Here is a 17,887-nt window from a genome sequence, read left to right as displayed (position 1 = left end):
TCAGATCCACTCCTTGTGCTGCGTCAACCAGGCACTCATCGCGGCCCCCGACTCGGCGCAGCCGAACTGCGCGCGCCAGCCGAATTCATCCGCCATCCGGTTCACCGACAGCGGCGCGCGATAGGGCCCATGCAGCTTGATGACGGTTTTCTCGCCGGGCGCCGCGACCCGGCACTCCAGGCCGGGATGCAACGCCGCAAAGGCCTCGCCCCATTGCAGCGTAGGCCAAAGTTCTCCGCGGGAGATGTTGTAGAGCCGGTGGCGCGGCCGCTCGGCTTCGATCAGCAGTGCGACGGCCTCGGCCGCATCCGGCGCGTAGATCCAATCCCGCATGCCCGCTTCAGGCATGATCGCCGGCTCGCCGCGCGCGAACGCGGCCAAGATCTGGAACTGGAGGCTTGGCGTGTCGCGCACGGAACTCGGTCGCTCCCACGGTCCGAATAGCGCGCTCAGCCGCACATTTAGGAAATCACCGCCGAAGAGCTCGGCGTGACGCGCAACCGATCGCTCCGATGTGAACTTGCTGATCGCGTAGAACGAGACCGGATCGCAAGGCGTGTCCTCGTCCAGAATCTCGACCCGCGCGCCCGCGGCGCCATAGGCCGATGCCGAGGAGAGATTGACGACCCGGCGCACGCCATGCCGGATCGCGGAGAGCAGGATCGGGATCTGCGCCATCACATTAATTTCGAGAACGCGCGCGGTCGATGCCCTCTCCAGTTCATCACCGGCGGTGATGGCCGCGCCGAGCATGATCGCATCAACGCCTTCGGCGATGAGGGCATCGATGGCCTCTGCGTCGGTGATATCGCCCTGTACGGCTTGGAGCCGTGCGCCGTATTTGGCAAGAGACCGCCGCGCGGCTGGCGGCAACTCTGCACGGTCATACAGCGTGACGTCATGCCCGCGCGCGAGCAGCGCCTCCGCAACATTGAGGCCGACAAACCCCGTGCCGCCGAAGATGACGATCTTCATCGCGCGCGATCACCGTCACAGTAGCTTCGCTCCGAAATTGCGCTCGGGATCCATGTCGGCCACGAGCCGGCCGGTGGGCATGGCCGCCTCGCCGCCGTTGCGTGCCAGGAACTGGCCGCTGCCGGCGCTCGCGAGGCACTTGTTTCCGTCGATGATCACCCGACCACGCGACAGCACCGACACCGGCCAGCCCTTCAGCTTGCGGCCTGCAAACGGCGTGTAGCCGGCAAGGTCGTGCATCATCTCGTCGGCGATCACGGTCTCGCGATCGGGGTCCCAGATTGCAATATCGGCATCGGCGCCGACCGCGATCGAGCCCTTGCGCGGATGCAGATTGTAAATCTTGGCCGGCGCCGTCGACGTCAGTTCGACGAACTTTTCCAGGCCCAGCCGCCCGTTCGACACTATCGCGTCGAACAGCAGCGGCAACCGCAGCTCCAATCCCGGCAGGCCATTCGCGACCTGCTTGAAGTTCGGATTGGGGCCGGCGCGCAGCTTGCCGGTCTCGTCGTAGCGATACGGCGCGTGATCCGACGAGATGGTCTGGAGATCGCCGAGCGACAGCGCCTGCCACAGCGCCTCCTGGTCTGAATGCGTCCGCGGCGGCGGGCTGCACATCCACTTGGCCCCTTCCACCCCGGGCTTGTCGAGATCGGCTGCGGTGAGGAACAGGTATTGCGGACAGGTCTCGGCAAACACCTTCAATCCCAGCCCGCGCGAATCGCGGATCACCTTGGCGCCTTCGGCGGTGGAGACGTGGAAGATCATGATGGGCTGGTCGATCAGCGCAGCCATGCCGATCAACCGGGTAAAGGCTTCCGCCTCCGACACGCGGGCGTGGCTGACGGCGTGATATTTCGGCATTGTGTAGCCGCGCGCGAGCAGGCGCTTCACCATCCAGGCGATGATGCCGTGGTTTTCGGCATGGGCGCACAACATCGCGCCGGACTGGCGCGCGGCAAGAAGGATGTCCAGCAGCGGCTCGTCGTCGACCTTGAGCCGGTCGTAGGTCATGAAAATCTTGATCGAGGCATGGCCCTGCTTCACCAGCGCCGGAATGTGCTCCTCGACCGTTTCCTTGGTCGCATCCGCAATGATCATGTGAAAGGCGTAGTCGATCACGGCGCCTTTCTTGGCGAGGGCGTGATAATCCTCCACCACCTGCGGCAGCTTCATGCCGACATGCTGGGCGGCAAACGGGATCACCGTGGTCGTGCCACCGAAGGCGGCCGAGACGGTCGCGCTCTCGAAGGTGTCGGCGTTCATGATGCCGGCAGCGGACAATTGCTCGATATGGGCGTGGCTGTCGACGCCGCCTGGCAGCACCAGTTTGCCGCGCGCGTCGATCTCGCGCTTCGCAGGCGAAAGCCCACGCCCGATAGCGGCGATGGTCTCGCCGGAGATGGCCACATCGGCTTCAAAGACATCGGTCGTCGTCGCGACGCGCCCACCGCGAATGATCAGGTCGTAAGCGGGTTCAGTCATGAGGCACTCCATGATAGGCTCAAGCCAAGTGATCGAAATTTTGCAGGAAGACCAGCATGTCCCGACCGCGCATTCTCGTCATCAATCCAAATTCCAACCCTGCGGTCACGCGAGGGCTGGAGGACGCGCTGAAGCCGCTCGGTTTCGAAGGCGGGCCGGAACTGGTCTGCCAGACGCTGGCCGAGGGTCCCTTCGGCATCGAAAGCCAGGCCGATGTCGATGGCGTCGCCATGCCGCTGCGCCGGCTGGTCGAGGGCGACAACAGCTCGGCGGCCTTTGTCATCGCCTGCTACAGCGATCCCGGGCTTCAGGTCTGTCGCGAAGGCACCGACCGCCCCGTGTTCGGCATTGCCGAGTGCGGCGTGCTGACCGCGATGGCCCGCGCCGAGACCTTTGGCGTCATCGCGATCGCCCAGCGCTCGATCCCGCGTCACATGCGCTATCTCAGGCAGATGGGACTGACCGAACGTCTTGCCGGCGAGCGGCCGCTCAACATGAGCGTTGCCGAAACCGCCTCGGGCGAAGGCACGCTGGCCAAAATGATCGAAATCGGCCGCGCGCTGCGCGACGAGGACGGCGCCCGCGCCATCGTGATGGGCTGCGCTGGCATGGCACGGCACCGCCGCCCGCTGGAAGACGCGCTCGGCATTGCCGTGATCGACCCGACACAGGCGGCCGTCACCATGGCGCTGGGTACAGTGCAGTTCTCGAATCACTAGGCGTCCTTCAGCACTTTGGCGTCCTGCCGCGCGAGCCATTGCGCGTGGCTCTCGCGGACTAGCGCGAACGTGTCCCGCTGCGTCGTGTAGAGATTGCCGAACATGCGGCCGATCGGCCGGTAGGCGTCGAGGTCGACATACATGTTGGCCTCATCGACGAGGCCCTCGCGGGCGTGAACCCGGAGCACCTCGCCGACCAGCAGCTCGCGATCGGGCGAGAAGGTCAACGCGACATGGCGCCGGCATTCGAGCGCAAAGGGGGCCGCGGCGAGGCGCGGCACCTTCACTTCGATTGAGGGAAGCGTCGCCAGCCCGGCCGCGGCGACCTCGCTGTCGCCGGACGGAAAATCAACCGCGCAGTCGTTCATCGCCACCGACAGCGCCTCGTCCACCATGTGAACGACGAACTCGCCGTCGCGATGGATGTTGCGGGTGGTGTCCTTCGGGCTGTGATCCGGCTTGTGCTGAAGCCCGAGTACGATCAGCGCCGGGCTCTCCGAGAACACGTTGAAGAAGCTGAAGGGCGCGGCGTTGACCGCCCCGTTGGCATCGAGCGTCGTCACCAGCGCAATCGGCCGTGGCACCACCACGCCGCAAAGCAGCTTGTAGCGGTCGCGCGGATCGAGCTCGCGCAAGGGAATACCTGATGTGCCCTTGTCCGCCATCGACATCACTTCTCCGGCGGTGGCACCGCGCCGGTCTGGCTGGTGATCAGGCCGTAATGCTCGATGCGGCGGTGCTGCGCGAAATTGAAGATCGTGGTCTTGCCGAAGGTGGTGGCATCGAGGTCGCAAGGATGGACCAGCAGTTCGTCCTCCTCCGTCTTCGCTTCGGCGACGATCTCGCCGTTGGGATCGACGATCAGGCTGCCGCCGAACAGCGGGTGTCCGTCCTCGTTACCGGCCTTGGCCACCGCGACAACCCAGGTCGCGTTCTGATAGGCGCCGGCCTGCGCCGAGAGGCGGTTATGGAACAACCGTTTCTCGACGCCTTCATCGCTCCTCTCCGCATTCACCGACGGCGTGTTGTAGCCGATCAGCACCATCTCGACGCCCTGCAGGCCCATCACGCGATAGGTCTCGGGCCAGCGCCGGTCGTTGCAGATGGCCATGCCGATGATGCCGCCCAGCTCGCGCCAGACATTGAAGCCGAGATCGCCCGGCTCGAAATAGCGCTTCTCCAGATGCTGGTGCGAGCGCTTGGTGTCGTATTCCACATGGCCCGGCAGATGGATCTTGCGATATTTGCCGACGATCTTGCCGGATTTGTCGGTGAGAACAGCAGTGTTGAAATGATGCCCGTCCGGCGTCAGCTCCGCATATCCGAAATTCATCGCCATCTGGTGCTGCGCCGCGCGCTCGAACAACGGTTTCGTCGCCGCGTTCGGCATCTCGCGCTCGAACCAATTGTCGAACTCGGCCCGGTCCTCCACGTACCAACGCGGAAAGAAGGTCGTGAGCGCCAGTTCCGGATAGACGATTAGGTCGGCGCCCTTGCTCTTGGCCTCATCCATCAGCGCGATCATGCGCTTGACCACGGCCTCGCGGCTGTCCGCTTTCTGGATCGGGCCCATCTGGGCGGCGGCAACATTGACGATACGCATCAGCGATTTCCTGGTGATGTCTTTGAGCTAAGCTACAGTTTCAAGCACGTGCCGGCGCGCGCAGCATAACGCAGCATCGCCCGGACTTGCCAGCCGGCGCCTGCACATCGGCATCGTGTGCGCTGCACGCTCCATCCTCATGTCTGCTCCTCATCCGCAATATCGAGACCGTGGTCCAGCGCGTCCAGAAGCTGCCCGGCCTCATGCTCGGAAATCACGAGTGGCGGCGCGAGGAACAGGGAAGTCTGCTCGCCGCTGGTCCCGATCACGGCGCCCGCCTCCAGCGCCCGCTCCGCGACGCGCGAGGCAATCGGCACCTCGGTGGTGTCGGCATGCCAGGAGCGCCAGTCCGGCCCGTGCAACTCCACGGTCCAGTGCAGCCCCTGCCCCGCCAGGCGCTGCACGCTTGGATGTTTCTGCGCGATGGCCAGAAGGCGGCGGGTGAACAGCTTTTCGAGACCCCTGACGTGCTCCAAAATCTCGTCATCGCTGATGACTTTCAGATAGGCGCTGACGGCAGCCATGCTGATGGGATGCCCGCGCAACGTGCCGTAATTCTGCCAGCTCGTGCCCTTGAGCCGCTCGACGATGTCTTTCGACACCACGACCGCGGCAACCGCCGCCGCGCCACCGCCGAGCGATTTTCCGAGCGTCACGATAACGGGACGACTTTCGGCTCCCTGGAACGCGAACCAGCGCCCGGCACGGCCCGCACCAGTCACCACTTCGTCGGCGATCCAGTAGGAGCCGGCCTGCCGCGCGCACCGCGCCACCTCGTCCTGATAGGCGCCATCGTAGTAGATGCCGCCTTGCGTGTAGTCGATGATCGTCGCTGCCGTATCCGAAAGCAGGCGCGTGGCATCGGCCAGATATTCGCTGGGGGGAACATTGTTGGCCGGCGCGCCGTAGATCGCGCCCTGCGGCGCCGGCAATATCCGCACCGGCGCCATCGGCGCCGGCAGCTTCGAGCCGCCTGAGTGCACCGCGAGGCCGCCATGCCATTGCGGCTGCACGGTCATGCTGCGCGACAGGCCCGTAATGCCGTGATAGGCGCGTTCGCGCGTCGCCAGCGCGGACCGCTGCGTCAGGGCCTGACAGAGCGACAGCGCCATGTCATTGGCCTCGCTGCCGCTGATGCAGAAGCGCACCGCACCGACCCAATCGTCTTCGCCCTTGAACGCGGTGGCCATCAAGTCGTCAGCCGCCTGCTCGCGGCCGACCCAGGTCCAGCCCTCGTTCACGACGGGCGTATCCGCGGCGCGGCGGATCGCCTCCACCATCGCGGGATGACGATGTCCGAGACCGCCGCCGGTGTTGCTGCCGTCGATGAGCTTGCGACCATCCGAGAGATGAAAATAGACGCCCTCGCCGCCGACCACGTCCATGGGCGCGCTGTCGCCGGCATTCAGCCCGGTTCGCAACAATCTGCTCATTGCAATCCCCTCATTCCGCAGCCTCGGCGCCGTAGCCACCGCCACCACAGGTCTCGATCGTGACGAGATCGCCTTGCTGCAGCACCAGGTTCGACTTGCCGTCGATCGCGACGTTCGCGCCCTGCCGGATCAGCGAGATGCGGCAGGCCTTGCCGGGCTTACCGCCCTGCATGCCGAACGGCGCCATCACCATGCGCTCGATGCAGGTGGTCAGATGGATTGAGGGTGCCAGGATGCGATAGCTACGAATGACGCCGTCCCCGCCGCGATGGGCGCCCGCGCCGCCGGACTGCCAGCGAATGGCCTGCTGCTCGATTTGGATCGCGTAATTCGCCTCGATCACCTCGACCGGCGTGTTTGAGGTGTTGGACAGATGCACCCGCGTCGCCGAGATGCCGTCGCGATCATGCCGCGCGCCCTCGCCACCGCCGTGCACCTCGTAAAGCATCTTCCACGAACCGTTCTGCCGCGGTTCGGCGAAGAAGAGGACGCCCGCCGTGGTCGCCCCGCCCGCAGACAGGCGCTCCGGAATAGTGTCCTGCATAGCGCGGAAGATCGCATCGACGATGCGCATCGAGGTCTCGTGATTGCCGGCCGCAACAGAGGCATTCCACCCCGGCTCGAGAATGGAGCCCGGGCGCGTGATGATGGTCAGCGGCCGCAGCGCGCCCGCGTTCTGGTTCATGTCGCGCCCGCTCATGATGCGCGCGGCATAGGCCACCGCCGAGCGCGCCATGAACGGTGTCGTGTTGCAGAAATTCGAGACGCGGTCGCAGCTTTCTGAAAGATCGAAGGTCGCTTCGTCGCCTGCAATGGTGATCTTGACATGAATGCGCGCGGGCGCGTCGCCGACGCCGCCGTCGTCCAGATAATCCTCGCCCTCGTAGACGCCGTCAGGCAGCTCGCGGAGCGCCTCGCGCATCTCGATTTCGGAGAGATCGTGCAGGCGCGACTGCGCCGCCGTGAAGACCGCCTTGCCGTGCTCGCGGCATAGCTCGACGATGCGGTTCTCACCGGCTTTCGTTGCGGCGATCTGGGCGAGAAGATCGCCCTCGCAGGATTCCGGATCTCGAACATTGGCCTTGAGCAGCTGCACGATCGGCGTATTGACGCCGCTTGCCGTGGCGATCAGAACCGGCGGAATGCGCATCGCCTCCTGGAAGGTGTCGATGGCTTTCGCAAAATAGCTGCCGGGCCAGGTGCCGCCGATATCGGGCCAGTGTGCGAGGCTGACCGCGAACGCCACGATCTCGCCGTCGATGAAGACCGGGCGCACGACCTTGACGTCATTGAGATGATTGCCGCCGAGCGGGCCGACATTGTAGATCAATGCGTCGCCGTCGTTCAGGCTGTCGCGCGGCACCACTTTCAGCAATTCGAGGACCGTGTAGGCCATCGCGCCGAGATGGATCGGGATGTCGCGGCCCTGCCCGACCAGGTCGCCGCGGGCGTCCGTGATCGCCGACGACAGGTCGCCGGCCTCGCGCAGCAGCGGCGAGCGCGCCGAGCGCGTCATCACCAGGCTCATTTCCTCGGCGGCGGCCGAAAGCCCGTGCCGGATGACTTCGACGACGAACGGATCGAGCTTCATGCGGCCCCCCGCGTCAGGAACAGATTGCCTGAAACATCAGGCCTCGCCTGCCAGCCGGGCGGGACCACCACGGTCGACCATGCGTCTTCAATGATGGCCGGGCCGCTGACGATTTCGGTCAGCGAGGCACGGTTGATGATGCTTGTGGCGATGTCGTGAAAGCCATCGAACGAGCAGATGCGCTCGCCTTTGGAGACCGTTCTGACCGCGATGGCCGGCCGGCTCACGACGGTCGTCGATGGACGGCGCGCCTGCACCCGCACGGACTCGATGACGCAGCTCTCGCCCGTCGCATAGCCGAACAGCTCGTGGTGCCGGGCCAGAAAATCCTTCTTCAGCGTGATGACGTCGAGCGGTCGCGCGAACGGCACCGGAATGGCGTCGTTCTGCGCCGCGTAGCGCATCAAGGCCACCAGCTCGATCTGAATCTCGGTCGCGGCAACCCCGTTGGCGATCAGCGGCGCCGAGGCATCGTCGATCAGCACCCCGATCCGCTCCGACACACGGGCGAGGTCGATGCCATCGAGCGCAGCGCGCAGAGTTTGCTGCTGGAGGAAGCTGAAATCGGCAGTGAGACAGCCCAGTGCCGAAAACGCACTCGACGCGCTGGGAATGACGACCTCGGCAATCCCGTAGAGATCTGCAAGGCCCGCGGCATGCATCGGGCCACCACCGCCAAAGGCGAGCAGCGTGCAGTCGCGCCCGTCGATGCCGCGCTCGACGGTGACGCGGCGGAGCGCGCGCGCCATTGTCGCGTTCGCGACCTTGATGATGCCGAGCGCGGTTTCGGTCAGGCTCAGCCCCAGAGTGCGCGCGATCGGCGCGATGACATCACTGGCTGCCTTGATGTCAATTCCGATCCGGTCGCCGAGTTTGGCGTCCGGATTGAGATAGCCGAGCACGGCGTTGGCATCGGTGATGGTCGGCTCGGTACCGCCGCGGCCGTAGCAGGCCGGTCCAGGCTCGGAGCCGGCGCTTTCCGGTCCGACCGTCAGGCCACCGGAGCCGTTGCGCACGATCGAGCCGCCGCCCGCCCCGATCGAGTGCACCGCGAGCATCGGCTGGCGCAGCGGCTTGTCGCCGAGCATGCGGCCGTCGGTCATCTCGGCCTGACCGTCGACGATCAGGCACACGTCGGTCGTGGTGCCGCCCATATCGAACGTCAGCATCCGGGACGTGCCGAGCTGGCGCGCGATGCTGACCGATGCGGAGACGCCGGCCGCGGGGCCCGACATCGCCATCACCAGCGGCCGCCGCTTCACGGCCGAGATCGGCACCATGGCGCCGGCCGAATGAAACACCTGCAGGCCGGGACCGATCGGCAGCCGCAGCTCCAGTTCGCTGAGATATTCCACCGCAATCGGCATCGCCGCGGCGTTGAACACGGTCGCCGAAGTCCGCTCGTATTCGCGCGCCTCGGGATTGACCTCGTGCGACAGCGAGACGTGGGCAACGACGCCCTTGAGCCGCTCGCCGAGCATCTTCTCGTGCACCGGATTGGCATAGGCATGCAGCAGCGCGACCGCGACACTCTGCACGCCGGTCCCCTTCAGCCAGGCCACCAGACGCTCGATCTCCGCGTCATCCAGCGCCTTCAGCACCGGGCCCTCGTGATCGAGGCGCTCAGCAAGCCCGAAGCATCGTTCCGGCGGCACCAGCGGCAGCGATTTTGGCGGGACGTCGAGACGATAGAGATCGCGGCGGCGATAGCGCGCGATCTCCAGCACGTCGGCAAAGCCTTCGGTCGCCACCAGTGCCACTTTCGGCAGCCGTCCTTCGACGATGGCGTTGGTCACGCGCGTGGTGCCGTGGACGAAGCGCTTGACCTCGCTCTTGCGCAGGCCGACCGCCTCGATCGCCTCCAGCATCGCCTGAACCGGAGCTTGAGGTCGCGACGGCACCTTCGCGATCCGTGCCTCCGCGGGGGAGTGTCGGATCGCGATGATGTCGGTGAAGGTGCCGCCGATATCGGTGCCAACTTCCCAGTGATTTTCGTCAGTGCTCATGTGTGGGTCAGCTGCGGACGACATTCGAACCGGACGCCGGGTGGTTCCCGTCCTTCGCGAGGTTCAATCGCAAACCGAGAGCGCTCATCATCATCCCCTGTCATGCCACCGCTTGCGAGCGTGCGACAGAGCGATGGCCTCGGGATAGGGCCAGAGTTGTCGCAATGCACTGGACCAGCCCGCGACCGGCGCGGCGCGGCGAGGCACATTTTAGTGCAGCCCTGCCCGCATGGAGAGCACGTCGGTGTGGATCGTTCGACGCGACATAAGTGCGGCGCACCACGAATTTTCCCGGACGAAACACCACATCCGCTGCAGCGCAATCCACGCGCCCCGCACGCACTGTCTAATTTGCAGGCGATCGACCGGCCCTACGGACCATGCGATTGCTTATGAGCTATGCATGGCAGTCGGCTCAGCCTCTCTTTATTGTACGATCAGTAAGCGGTGGTTTTGCCCGCTCCGGCTCTCAGGCCGCGAAGGACGGACGCAGGCGGCGCCAGCCGATGATGATGCCCGTGATGGAGAACAGAAAGCCAAGGGAGCAGAGCCCGACGACCAAGCCGTCGCGCAGCAACGGGTGCGCGACGAGAACCGGAAAATCCAGCGTGTGCAGCGCGCCGTAGAACCAGCGATAGGCCCGCCGCGATGGATCCAGCCTTTGCAGCAAATTGCCGTCGGCGCCGTCGATGTCGAACCAGAGGTCACCGCAATACGAGCGGTAGACCGGGGCGCCCGGGACAGTGGACCGCGCGGGATAGTTGTCGTCCTCGGCAAGTACAGACGGACCGCCGCAGCCGGCCGCCAGGCGCGCGGTCAACCCCTGGACCTCGTGCACATCCAGAGATCTCGTCGGTCCATCGCGGGGCGCGTCCCCTGCCTTGATCAAGGTCTGACCGGCAAGGGCCGTTCGATCCCGCCGATAGAGAGTGCCGTTGAAGGCAAACCATTCGATTTCACGGGTCGATGGCGATACAGGCTGCCGATCGAGCGATGGGGCCGCCGTCCAGTTCGGTGAAGCGTTCATCACGCTGGATTCAGCGGAGGCCCATTGCCCGCGCGAGAACAGCCGCCCGTGATCCATGGAGAGCCAGCCGCTGAAAATCCAGCTCAGCACGAACACCATCGCAACGAGGCCGATGAGATGATGCAGCGCATGCCAGCCGCGATAGGGCGAGCCGATCAGACCGCTGCGAGGTTTGATCCGCGCAAGCCCGAGCACAGAGCCAAGCAAAGCCGCGATCAGGGCCAGCAGCGACAAGGTCCAGACCACGCGATCCCACAGCGACCAGTTGCTTCGCAGGACCGTTGGATAGATCCAGTGCAGCACACTCCCGACCAGATTCCAGGTCCGCTCGTTGCGCGTCGTATCCAGGACGATCTCGCCGGTGAGCGAGGAGACATAGACTTCCCTCCCGTCGGCATCACCGAGGGCAACCCGAAACAAGGGCCGATGGCGGTCAAAGCCGTTCGGCACGCTCCATTGGTCGTAGTCCGAGCGCGCAACGATCTCGGTTGGTCCGGCATCCAGCCCGCGGCTGCGGGCGTGATCTCGCGCGATGGCCAATGCGACGTCGGAAGACGCGACCGACGCGTCGCCCCCATCGGAGGCGCGGATTGCGCCTGCGCGCGATGGCCCCGAGACGACATAGACCGGGCCGTCGCTGCGCTGGATCAGGCGAACGCGCGTCGCATCCGCGATGCCGCTCGCGGCAACGGCATCGGCGACTGCAATCCTCGTCCCAGCACTCGCCAGCGGCCCAAGCCCGGCGAAGCGTTCCGCTTCCGTCAGAGACGGAAACGGAACGAAGTGCATCACGATTCCCGTCGCGAACCACATCGCGAACACCAGGCAGAACGCGATCCCGAGCCATCGATGCAGCAGGACGATCGCGCGCATCATCGATCAGCATCCTACCATTTGAATGCGGCCGAGAGTTCATAGGTGCGCGGTGCACCCAAGAGGATCTGGTCGGGATAGAACGGATCGCCCCAGATCGCATAGCGCTTGTCGGCGATGTTGCGCACCCGGAAAGTCAGGCGAGCCTGGTCGACCGCGTTGAACACCGTCTTCGGGATGTCGACGAAGGCATAGACGTCCGCGACAGTGTAGGCCTTCATCGTCACGACATTCGCATCGGTGTTGTAGCGGTCGCCGACGTGACGGCCGGTGACGCCGACTTCCACGGGCCACGGCGTGAAGAACCGATACGACGCTCCGGCATTCGCCACGACGCGCGGCACGTTCGGCGGCGTGTTGCCGGAGAACGAGCCGCCGACAAAATTAAAGTCGGCGTAGCGCGCATCGACATAGGCGATGTTGCCCCAGAGACGCAGGGGACCGATCGGACGCACGGACGCGGCAAGCTCGACGCCCTTCGATTCCTGCCGTCCGGCAAGGTTGAGCTGCATGCCGCCGGCCGCGGCATAGACGTTCTTGCGCAGGATGTCGTAGGCCGAGAACGACCACTCCGCCCGGTTGTCCCAGAACAGGTGCTTGACGCCGGTCTCGTAGGTGCGCGCGGTGGTCAGGTTCAGCGGATCGGTCGGATTGAGCAGGAAGATGTTGTTGGCCGAGATGTCGGCGCCGGTGGCGTATTGGCTGAAAAAGGTCAGGCCCGGTACGGCTTCCCAGGTGTAGCCGATACGGCCTGTGGTCGGGACCCAGGATTGCGAGAACGGGAAGTTCGCCTTCTCCAGACCGAACTTGTCGGTCGAATTGCGGTCGAGCCCGATATGCTCGACGCGCAGGCCGCCGACCAGCGCAAAGCTGCGCGTGAACTTCAGCCGGTCCTCGAATGACAGCGCCTCATTGTCGATGCGCGCGGTCTGCTGCTGAATGGTGAGCAGGCCGTAATAGCCGCGAGGCGGATCGACCAGCGGAACGGAATCGCCGGGGAAATTTGCGGCGCCCGGCCTCACGAAATCAAGGTAGCTTGAGGAAAGCGTCGTGACCAAACGGTTGTCAAAGCCGGCGATATTCGCATCCCAGATCAAATCGGTGACGTTGCCGACCAAGCGTTGGCTGTGCGCGACATAGAAGCGCTCACGATCGACCATGTTGGTCCCGGAATTGAACGCCTCGATCTCATTGTTGAACCATGTGCGCTCAGCTCCGTAAGCATAGGCTTGACTTTTCAGCGTCAGGTCGGGCGCCAGATTCAGCTCGAAACCGCCGCGCAGCCACACCTCCTTCGCCACGTTCTTGTTGTCGAGGACGTTGTAGTTGGTATTGAAGGTGCGGTCGTCGATCGTGACCGCACCGAGATCGGTTTTGTTGTAGTTCGAGACGTAATTGCCGGAAACGATCCCCGTCGTCGCATGCGAGCCGCTGAAGGCAATCGGCACCAGCGGCGCACCCCAATAGGCTTTCGAGCGATCTTCGCGATACTCGATCGCGCCCCAGACCTTGAGGCTGTCGGAGATGCGGTAGTTGAGCTGGCCGGAGACATCGAGCGTCTTGGTGTTGGTGTCGTCGGCAAAGCCGTTGAGCGAGGAACGGCTGACGTCGAAGCGGTAGTCCAGCCCCTGCACATTGGTGCTGCCGCCCGAGCCGTAATGCGCCCGGAACGAGTTCAGCGAGTCCCAGGAGAAATCCGCCTCGTTCCGGATCGGACCGGTGTGCGGCTGCTTGGTGACGAAGTTGATCGCGCCGCCGGCGGCGCCCTCGCCTGACATCAGTGATGCCGGACCCTTGAGGAATTCGACAGCCTCCAGATTGGCCGTGTCCACGATCCGAGAGGTCATGTTCTGCGGACCGATCTTGATGCCGTTATAGAGCGTGTTGATCTGGCTGTTGGTGAAGCCGCGCATGGAGAAAGCCGAAGGCTCGGCCGGATTGTCGCCGGCTGTGACGCCCACCGCTCCCTGCGCGACGTCGGACACGGTGCGGTAGCCCTGCTCGCGCATGGTTGCGGCCGAGATCACCTCCACGGTCGCGGGCGTTTCTCGCACGGTCAGGCCGAGGCGCGAAGCGCTTTCGGCGACGGCATTGGTGTTGAGCGGCGTCTGTGCCGCCGTGGTCGGCACGACGGGCTTGGGCACTGCGGATGCAGTCTCCGGCCGGCGCGCTGCTGCGCGGCGTGAGCGCTGCGCGTCCCGTCCGGCCGGCTTGGCCTGCCTGCGGGATTGTGGCGCCGACACCTCGACGGGCGGCAGTGGCTCGCGGGCCTGCTGCGCCAAGGCCGCTGGCATGTCGATGGCGACGAAAGATGTGAGAGCGGCGGATGCCAGTAGGAAACGGCGTGGTCGTACGATACGAAGGGAATACACGGTCTTGGACCTCGGAGCGACGTCAGTGGCACGTCACCGCGAACCAGGGTCCCATCGTCCGGCTCCCAGCCTTCCGATGAAGCCGAATGTCTGTACTCCCCGACCGACATCTTCGCGTGTGACCACGGCTGACGGCAGGTCTCCTGGCTCGCGGGTCAGTACCTTGCATCGCCTTCCCGGGACCGAGATACCCAGTGGCTCGTGACGCAAGATTCGCCGCTTACAGTTGCGGGGGCAGCCACGGCATTGGGGACAAACTCCCCGCACCGCATTCCCTTTTCATCCCCTCTCGGGGAAACCGTCGCGAGCATCTAGGATTACGATCCAGACAGAGTCAATGTGCCAGTTGCGGCGCTATTGCCACAACGACCAGTTTCCTTGGAGATAAGCATGGGAGGCGAGACCTTCCTCTGGCTGATACGGCACGCGCCCGTCGATGGCGTCGCGGGGACGATCCATGCGGCCGACGCACCGGCCGATCTCGGCGCTCGGGCGCAGCTGGAGGCACTGCGGCAGCGCCTGCCGCGGGACGCCGCGAGCTATGCGAGCCCGTCGCGGCGCACCGTCGAAACGGCCCGCGCGCTGGGGCTCGAGCCGCTGCAGCTGGACGAATTCAGCGAGCAAGACTTTGGCGACTGGACCGGCCGTCGGCATGACGAACTCGCCGCGACCGGTGGCGAGGCCTATGCACGGTTCTGGAGCGATCCGGCGCGCGGACGGCCGTCCGGCGGCGAAAGCTTTGAGGAACAGGTCGCGCGGGTCCGCCTGGGTTTGTCGAAGATCGGCACCGGGGCCGCAACGCTCGTCGTGCATTCCGGCACGATCCGGGCGGCGCTGTGCATCGCGCTCGACCTGACGCCACAAGCGGCCCTGCGCTTCGTGATCGATCCGCTGTCGCTGACCAGGATTGACCGGCTCGCGACCGGCTGGCGCGTCGTCTCCGTCAATCAGCGGACGATTTGATCAGGCCGGACGATCAGGCACATTGGCCTGCGCAAAGGTCGCCATGCCGTTGTGGAGCGCGCAGGCCGACCGCACCAGCGGCAGCGCGATGGCCGCGCCCGATCCTTCGCCGAGCCTGAGATCCAGGCTGATCAGCGGCTGCACGTTCAGCGCGCGCAGCACCAGCCGATGCCCCTGCTCCGCCGACTGGTGCGAGGCCAGCAGGAACAGCTGGCACGAAGGGTTGAGCCGCACCGCCGCCAGCGCCGCGACCGACACGATGAAGCCGTCGATCAACACGGGGATGCGGTGCTGTGCAGCCGCGATAACGGCACCGCAGATGGCGGCGATCTCGAGACCGCCGACGGCGCACAGGATCTTTTCGGGCGCAGCGCCCGCAATGTCATGGCGTGCGATTGCAGCGTCGATCACCCGCGCCTTGTGCACACGGCCGGCCGCGTCGATGCCGGTACCGCTGCCCGCGATCTCCGCGGCGCTCACGCCGAGCAAGCCGGCCGCGATCGCCGCCGATGTCGTGGTGTTGCCGATGCCCATCTCGCCGAAGATCAGAAGATCGGGCTGCCCGGCCTGTGCGCGCGTCACCGCACGTCGGCCGGCTTCGAACGCAAATGCCAGCTCCGTGGGGGTGAGCGCAGCTTCGACGCTGAAATCGCGCGTACCGCTGCGCGGCTTGTCGGTCATGATTCCAGCCATCTCCCCCTGCGCCAGCGTGCCGGCGTCGACGACCTCCAGGCTGGAGCCCAGCTCACGCGCGAGCACCGAGATTGCGGCACCGCCGGAGGCAAAGTTCGCCAGCATCGCGATGGTCACTTCCTGCGGATAGGCCGAGACGCCCTGCGCGACGATGCCGTGATCGCCGGCGAAGATGATGATCGGCACCCGCGCCGCGCGCGGCTGCTCGGTTGCTTGCAGGCCCGCAAGCTCGATCGCGAGCTGCTCGAGCCGGCCGAGCGCGCCGGTCGGTTTCGTCAGTTGCGCCTGCCGCGCCACCGCCGCCTCGCGGTGGACTGCGGAGATATCGGGGCATTGTTGGGTGACCCATTCGGGGAGCATGCTGCCTCGCTTGCCTCACGGCCTGCGCTTGAGGATGTAACTGTCCATGATCCAGCCGTGCCGTTCGCGCGCCTCTTGCCGCACGGCGACGATGCGCGGGCCGATCTCGGCCAGCGCGCCGGACATCACGATCTGATCGGGCATGCCGAGATAGGCCCCCCACCAGATGTGCAGGCCCGCCGGATCAAGCGACTGGAATGCCGTGCCGCCGTCGAGCATCACCACCACGGTGTCGACACCTGCCGGCCAACCGCCATCGCGCAAGCGGCGTCCGGTCGTGATCAGAAACGGCTCGCCGATGTCGTTGAGCGGCATCGCATGCGCCGCGCACAGCGTCTGGATCGAGGTGATGCCGGGCACGACTTCGATTGTCGGCAAGGGATCGAGCCGCCGCGCGATACGCAGCGAGGAATCGTAAAGCGAGGGATCGCCCCAGATCAACAGCGCGACCTTGCCTTCGCCTTCGAGATGATCCCCGATCGTCTGCGACCAGACGGCGGCCACGGCATCATGCCAATCGTCCACGCCCTTGCGATAGTCCGCTTCAGCGGCGTCCCGCACGGGCAGATCGAACTCGGCAATACGCGTCCTGTCGCTGGTGAGCGCATCCGCGCAGATCGTCCGCCTGAGATCGGCGAGATCGGATTTTGTAGTCCCCTTGCGCGGGATCAGGACGAGATCGGCCGCGTTGATGGCAGTAATCGCGGCGCGCGTCAGCTGCTCGGGATCGCCGCAACCGATGCCTATCAGAGAGAGCGTGAGCATCGTGGCTGCGAAGGGCGGCCATCATGGCCGCCCGTTCGCTTGTCTCTAGGCCGCGTTGTGCAAACGCGGCGTGACGAGGCCGGGCGCGGTGACGCCGCGCAACGACTTCGCCAGCGCGAGCACGCCGAGATCGGCGAGCGGCTCGATCACGATGACCAGCGCATAGGACGCCGCGAAGGTCGCGATGTTGGCGAGGTTGGTCGCGCCGAAGCCGGAGCCATAAATCGCCCAGAACGCCACCCAGGCGATGACGCCCGCCTGATAGGTCGTCGAAAGCGCCAGCGCCTGGCGGTACTTCAGATCGACATAGGCCGTGTTGCTCGAAATGATCCGCGTGGCGATCGCCTGGATTCCGAACAGCGGCACCAACAGCGTGGTGACGTTCATGCCATATTGCGGCAGGTCGGGCGGCTCGAAGAAGATGCCCTGGAACAGCAGGCCAAACGCGAGGCCGAAGGCCGCAGGCGCCGCGCCAAACAGCAGGAACAAGGTCGAGCCGAGGATGAAGTGCACTTCGGAGACGCCGACCGGGAAGTGCGGCAGGATCTCGAAGAAGATAAACACAAGTCCCGTGGTGGCGAGCGTCCGCGCCGCGAACGACGTGATGCCCTGCTCGCGCACGGTCTCAACCGCGAGCTTCAGGGCAACACCGCCGACAGCGATGCCGGTTGCGTAACTCAATACGAGCTTGGCGTCCGAGACTAGTCCGGGTTCGATATGCATGGCTCAGATCCTTCTTGCCGTCACACCCGACGGCCTTGGCCTCAAAACATGCACGGCCGGTCTCCTGGCTCGCGGTTCACTGGGAGTCTCCGGCCTTCCCGGGCCTCGCGGCCCAGTGGCTGATCGAAGTCCCTCACCGCTTACAGTCGCGGGGGCGGCTGGGGTTTTGGGCGCCGCAACTGGGTCCGCCCATCCCCATTCCCGATTATGCTCCGGCGCTTTGCGCCGCGTCGAGCACCATGCGTCTCCTGTGTGCCTCTTTCGCCGGCCGGGCGTCAAGGGGCGACGGGCGGACGAGG

Annotated in this window: 14 protein-coding genes and 2 riboswitches; of the genes, 2 read left to right on the top strand and 12 right to left on the bottom strand. The window is 65.4% G+C overall.

Annotated features, from left to right (window positions below; all coding sequences use genetic code 11):
* Both ACIPUD_RS28405 and hydA read right to left on the bottom strand, forming a co-directional pair.
* Complete coding sequence (locus ACIPUD_RS28405) at positions 1–975, bottom strand: NAD-dependent epimerase/dehydratase family protein (protein WP_446481949.1); 975 nt, start codon at positions 973–975, stop codon at positions 1–3.
* A 15-nt stretch (positions 976–990) separates the two neighbouring features.
* Positions 991–2,460 carry a dihydropyrimidinase gene (gene hydA, locus ACIPUD_RS28400; RefSeq protein WP_446481948.1) on the bottom strand — a complete coding sequence of 490 codons (1,470 nt, stop codon included), beginning with the start codon at positions 2,458–2,460 and terminating at the stop codon, positions 991–993.
* A 56-nt stretch (positions 2,461–2,516) separates the two neighbouring features.
* On the opposite strand from hydA, the gene ACIPUD_RS28395 reads away from it, so the two are divergent.
* Positions 2,517–3,179 carry an aspartate/glutamate racemase family protein gene (locus ACIPUD_RS28395; RefSeq protein WP_085385840.1) on the top strand — a complete coding sequence of 221 codons (663 nt, stop codon included), beginning with the start codon at positions 2,517–2,519 and terminating at the stop codon, positions 3,177–3,179.
* Here ACIPUD_RS28395 and ACIPUD_RS28390 read toward each other — a convergent pair.
* From ACIPUD_RS28390 to ACIPUD_RS28360, 7 genes are all read right to left on the bottom strand, one after another.
* Positions 3,176–3,844, bottom strand: a complete 669-nt coding sequence (locus ACIPUD_RS28390) for a flavin reductase family protein (RefSeq protein WP_085385942.1) — start codon at positions 3,842–3,844, stop codon at positions 3,176–3,178. The genes ACIPUD_RS28395 and ACIPUD_RS28390 overlap by 4 nt on opposite strands.
* Before the next feature lie 5 nt (positions 3,845–3,849).
* Positions 3,850–4,782: an N-carbamoyl-D-amino-acid hydrolase gene (locus tag ACIPUD_RS28385; RefSeq protein ID WP_085395456.1), complete on the bottom strand. Its 933-nt coding sequence runs from the start codon at positions 4,780–4,782 to the stop codon at positions 3,850–3,852.
* Positions 4,783–4,919: 137 nt separating this feature from the next.
* Entirely contained in the window at positions 4,920–6,215 is a 1,296-nt protein-coding gene (locus ACIPUD_RS28380; protein ID WP_446481947.1) for an aminotransferase class III-fold pyridoxal phosphate-dependent enzyme, read from the bottom strand.
* Between the two features lie 10 nt (positions 6,216–6,225).
* The gene (locus ACIPUD_RS28375) at positions 6,226–7,806 is read right to left on the bottom strand and encodes a hydantoinase B/oxoprolinase family protein (RefSeq protein ID WP_446481946.1); all 1,581 of its coding nucleotides are present in this window, start codon (positions 7,804–7,806) and stop codon (positions 6,226–6,228) included.
* Positions 7,803–9,812: a hydantoinase/oxoprolinase family protein gene (locus ACIPUD_RS28370; protein ID WP_446481945.1), complete on the bottom strand. Its 2,010-nt coding sequence runs from the start codon at positions 9,810–9,812 to the stop codon at positions 7,803–7,805. The genes ACIPUD_RS28375 and ACIPUD_RS28370 overlap by 4 nt, the downstream gene beginning before the upstream one ends.
* A 469-nt stretch (positions 9,813–10,281) precedes the next feature.
* A complete protein-coding gene (locus tag ACIPUD_RS28365) occupies positions 10,282–11,715 on the bottom strand; it encodes a PepSY domain-containing protein (protein WP_377786448.1) in 1,434 nt (477 codons plus the stop codon).
* A gap of 11 nt (positions 11,716–11,726) precedes the next feature.
* Complete coding sequence (locus ACIPUD_RS28360; protein WP_446481944.1) at positions 11,727–14,084, bottom strand: TonB-dependent receptor; 2,358 nt, start codon at positions 14,082–14,084, stop codon at positions 11,727–11,729.
* Positions 14,085–14,200: 116 nt separating this feature from the next.
* Positions 14,201–14,402: riboswitch (cobalamin riboswitch) on the bottom strand.
* 72 nt (positions 14,403–14,474) lie between these two features.
* Between ACIPUD_RS28360 and ACIPUD_RS28355 the strand changes: the two genes are divergently transcribed.
* Complete coding sequence (locus ACIPUD_RS28355; protein WP_018458674.1) at positions 14,475–15,047, top strand: histidine phosphatase family protein; 573 nt, start codon at positions 14,475–14,477, stop codon at positions 15,045–15,047.
* Here ACIPUD_RS28355 and cobT read toward each other — a convergent pair whose 3' ends face one another.
* Genes cobT through ACIPUD_RS28340 form a run of 3 tightly spaced genes read right to left on the bottom strand, consistent with a single transcriptional unit; the run spans position 15,048 to position 17,588 of the window.
* Positions 15,048–16,100 carry a nicotinate-nucleotide--dimethylbenzimidazole phosphoribosyltransferase gene (gene cobT, locus ACIPUD_RS28350; RefSeq protein WP_247455610.1) on the bottom strand — a complete coding sequence of 351 codons (1,053 nt, stop codon included), beginning with the start codon at positions 16,098–16,100 and terminating at the stop codon, positions 15,048–15,050.
* Between the two features lie 15 nt (positions 16,101–16,115).
* The gene (cobF, locus tag ACIPUD_RS28345; RefSeq protein ID WP_085352376.1) at positions 16,116–16,865 is read right to left on the bottom strand and encodes a precorrin-6A synthase (deacetylating); all 750 of its coding nucleotides are present in this window, start codon (positions 16,863–16,865) and stop codon (positions 16,116–16,118) included.
* Between the two features lie 45 nt (positions 16,866–16,910).
* On the bottom strand, positions 16,911–17,588 hold the full coding sequence (locus ACIPUD_RS28340; protein ID WP_085395464.1) for an energy-coupling factor ABC transporter permease: 678 nt from the start codon (positions 17,586–17,588) through the stop codon (positions 16,911–16,913).
* A 37-nt stretch (positions 17,589–17,625) separates the two neighbouring features.
* A riboswitch (cobalamin riboswitch) is annotated at positions 17,626–17,845 on the bottom strand.
* Positions 17,846–17,887: the final 42 nt, after the last annotated feature.

This window comes from Bradyrhizobium sp. CAR08 (genome assembly GCF_052871955.1).
Note: the sequence above shows the minus strand (reverse complement) of the source record. Positions and strands in the feature narration are given on the sequence as shown.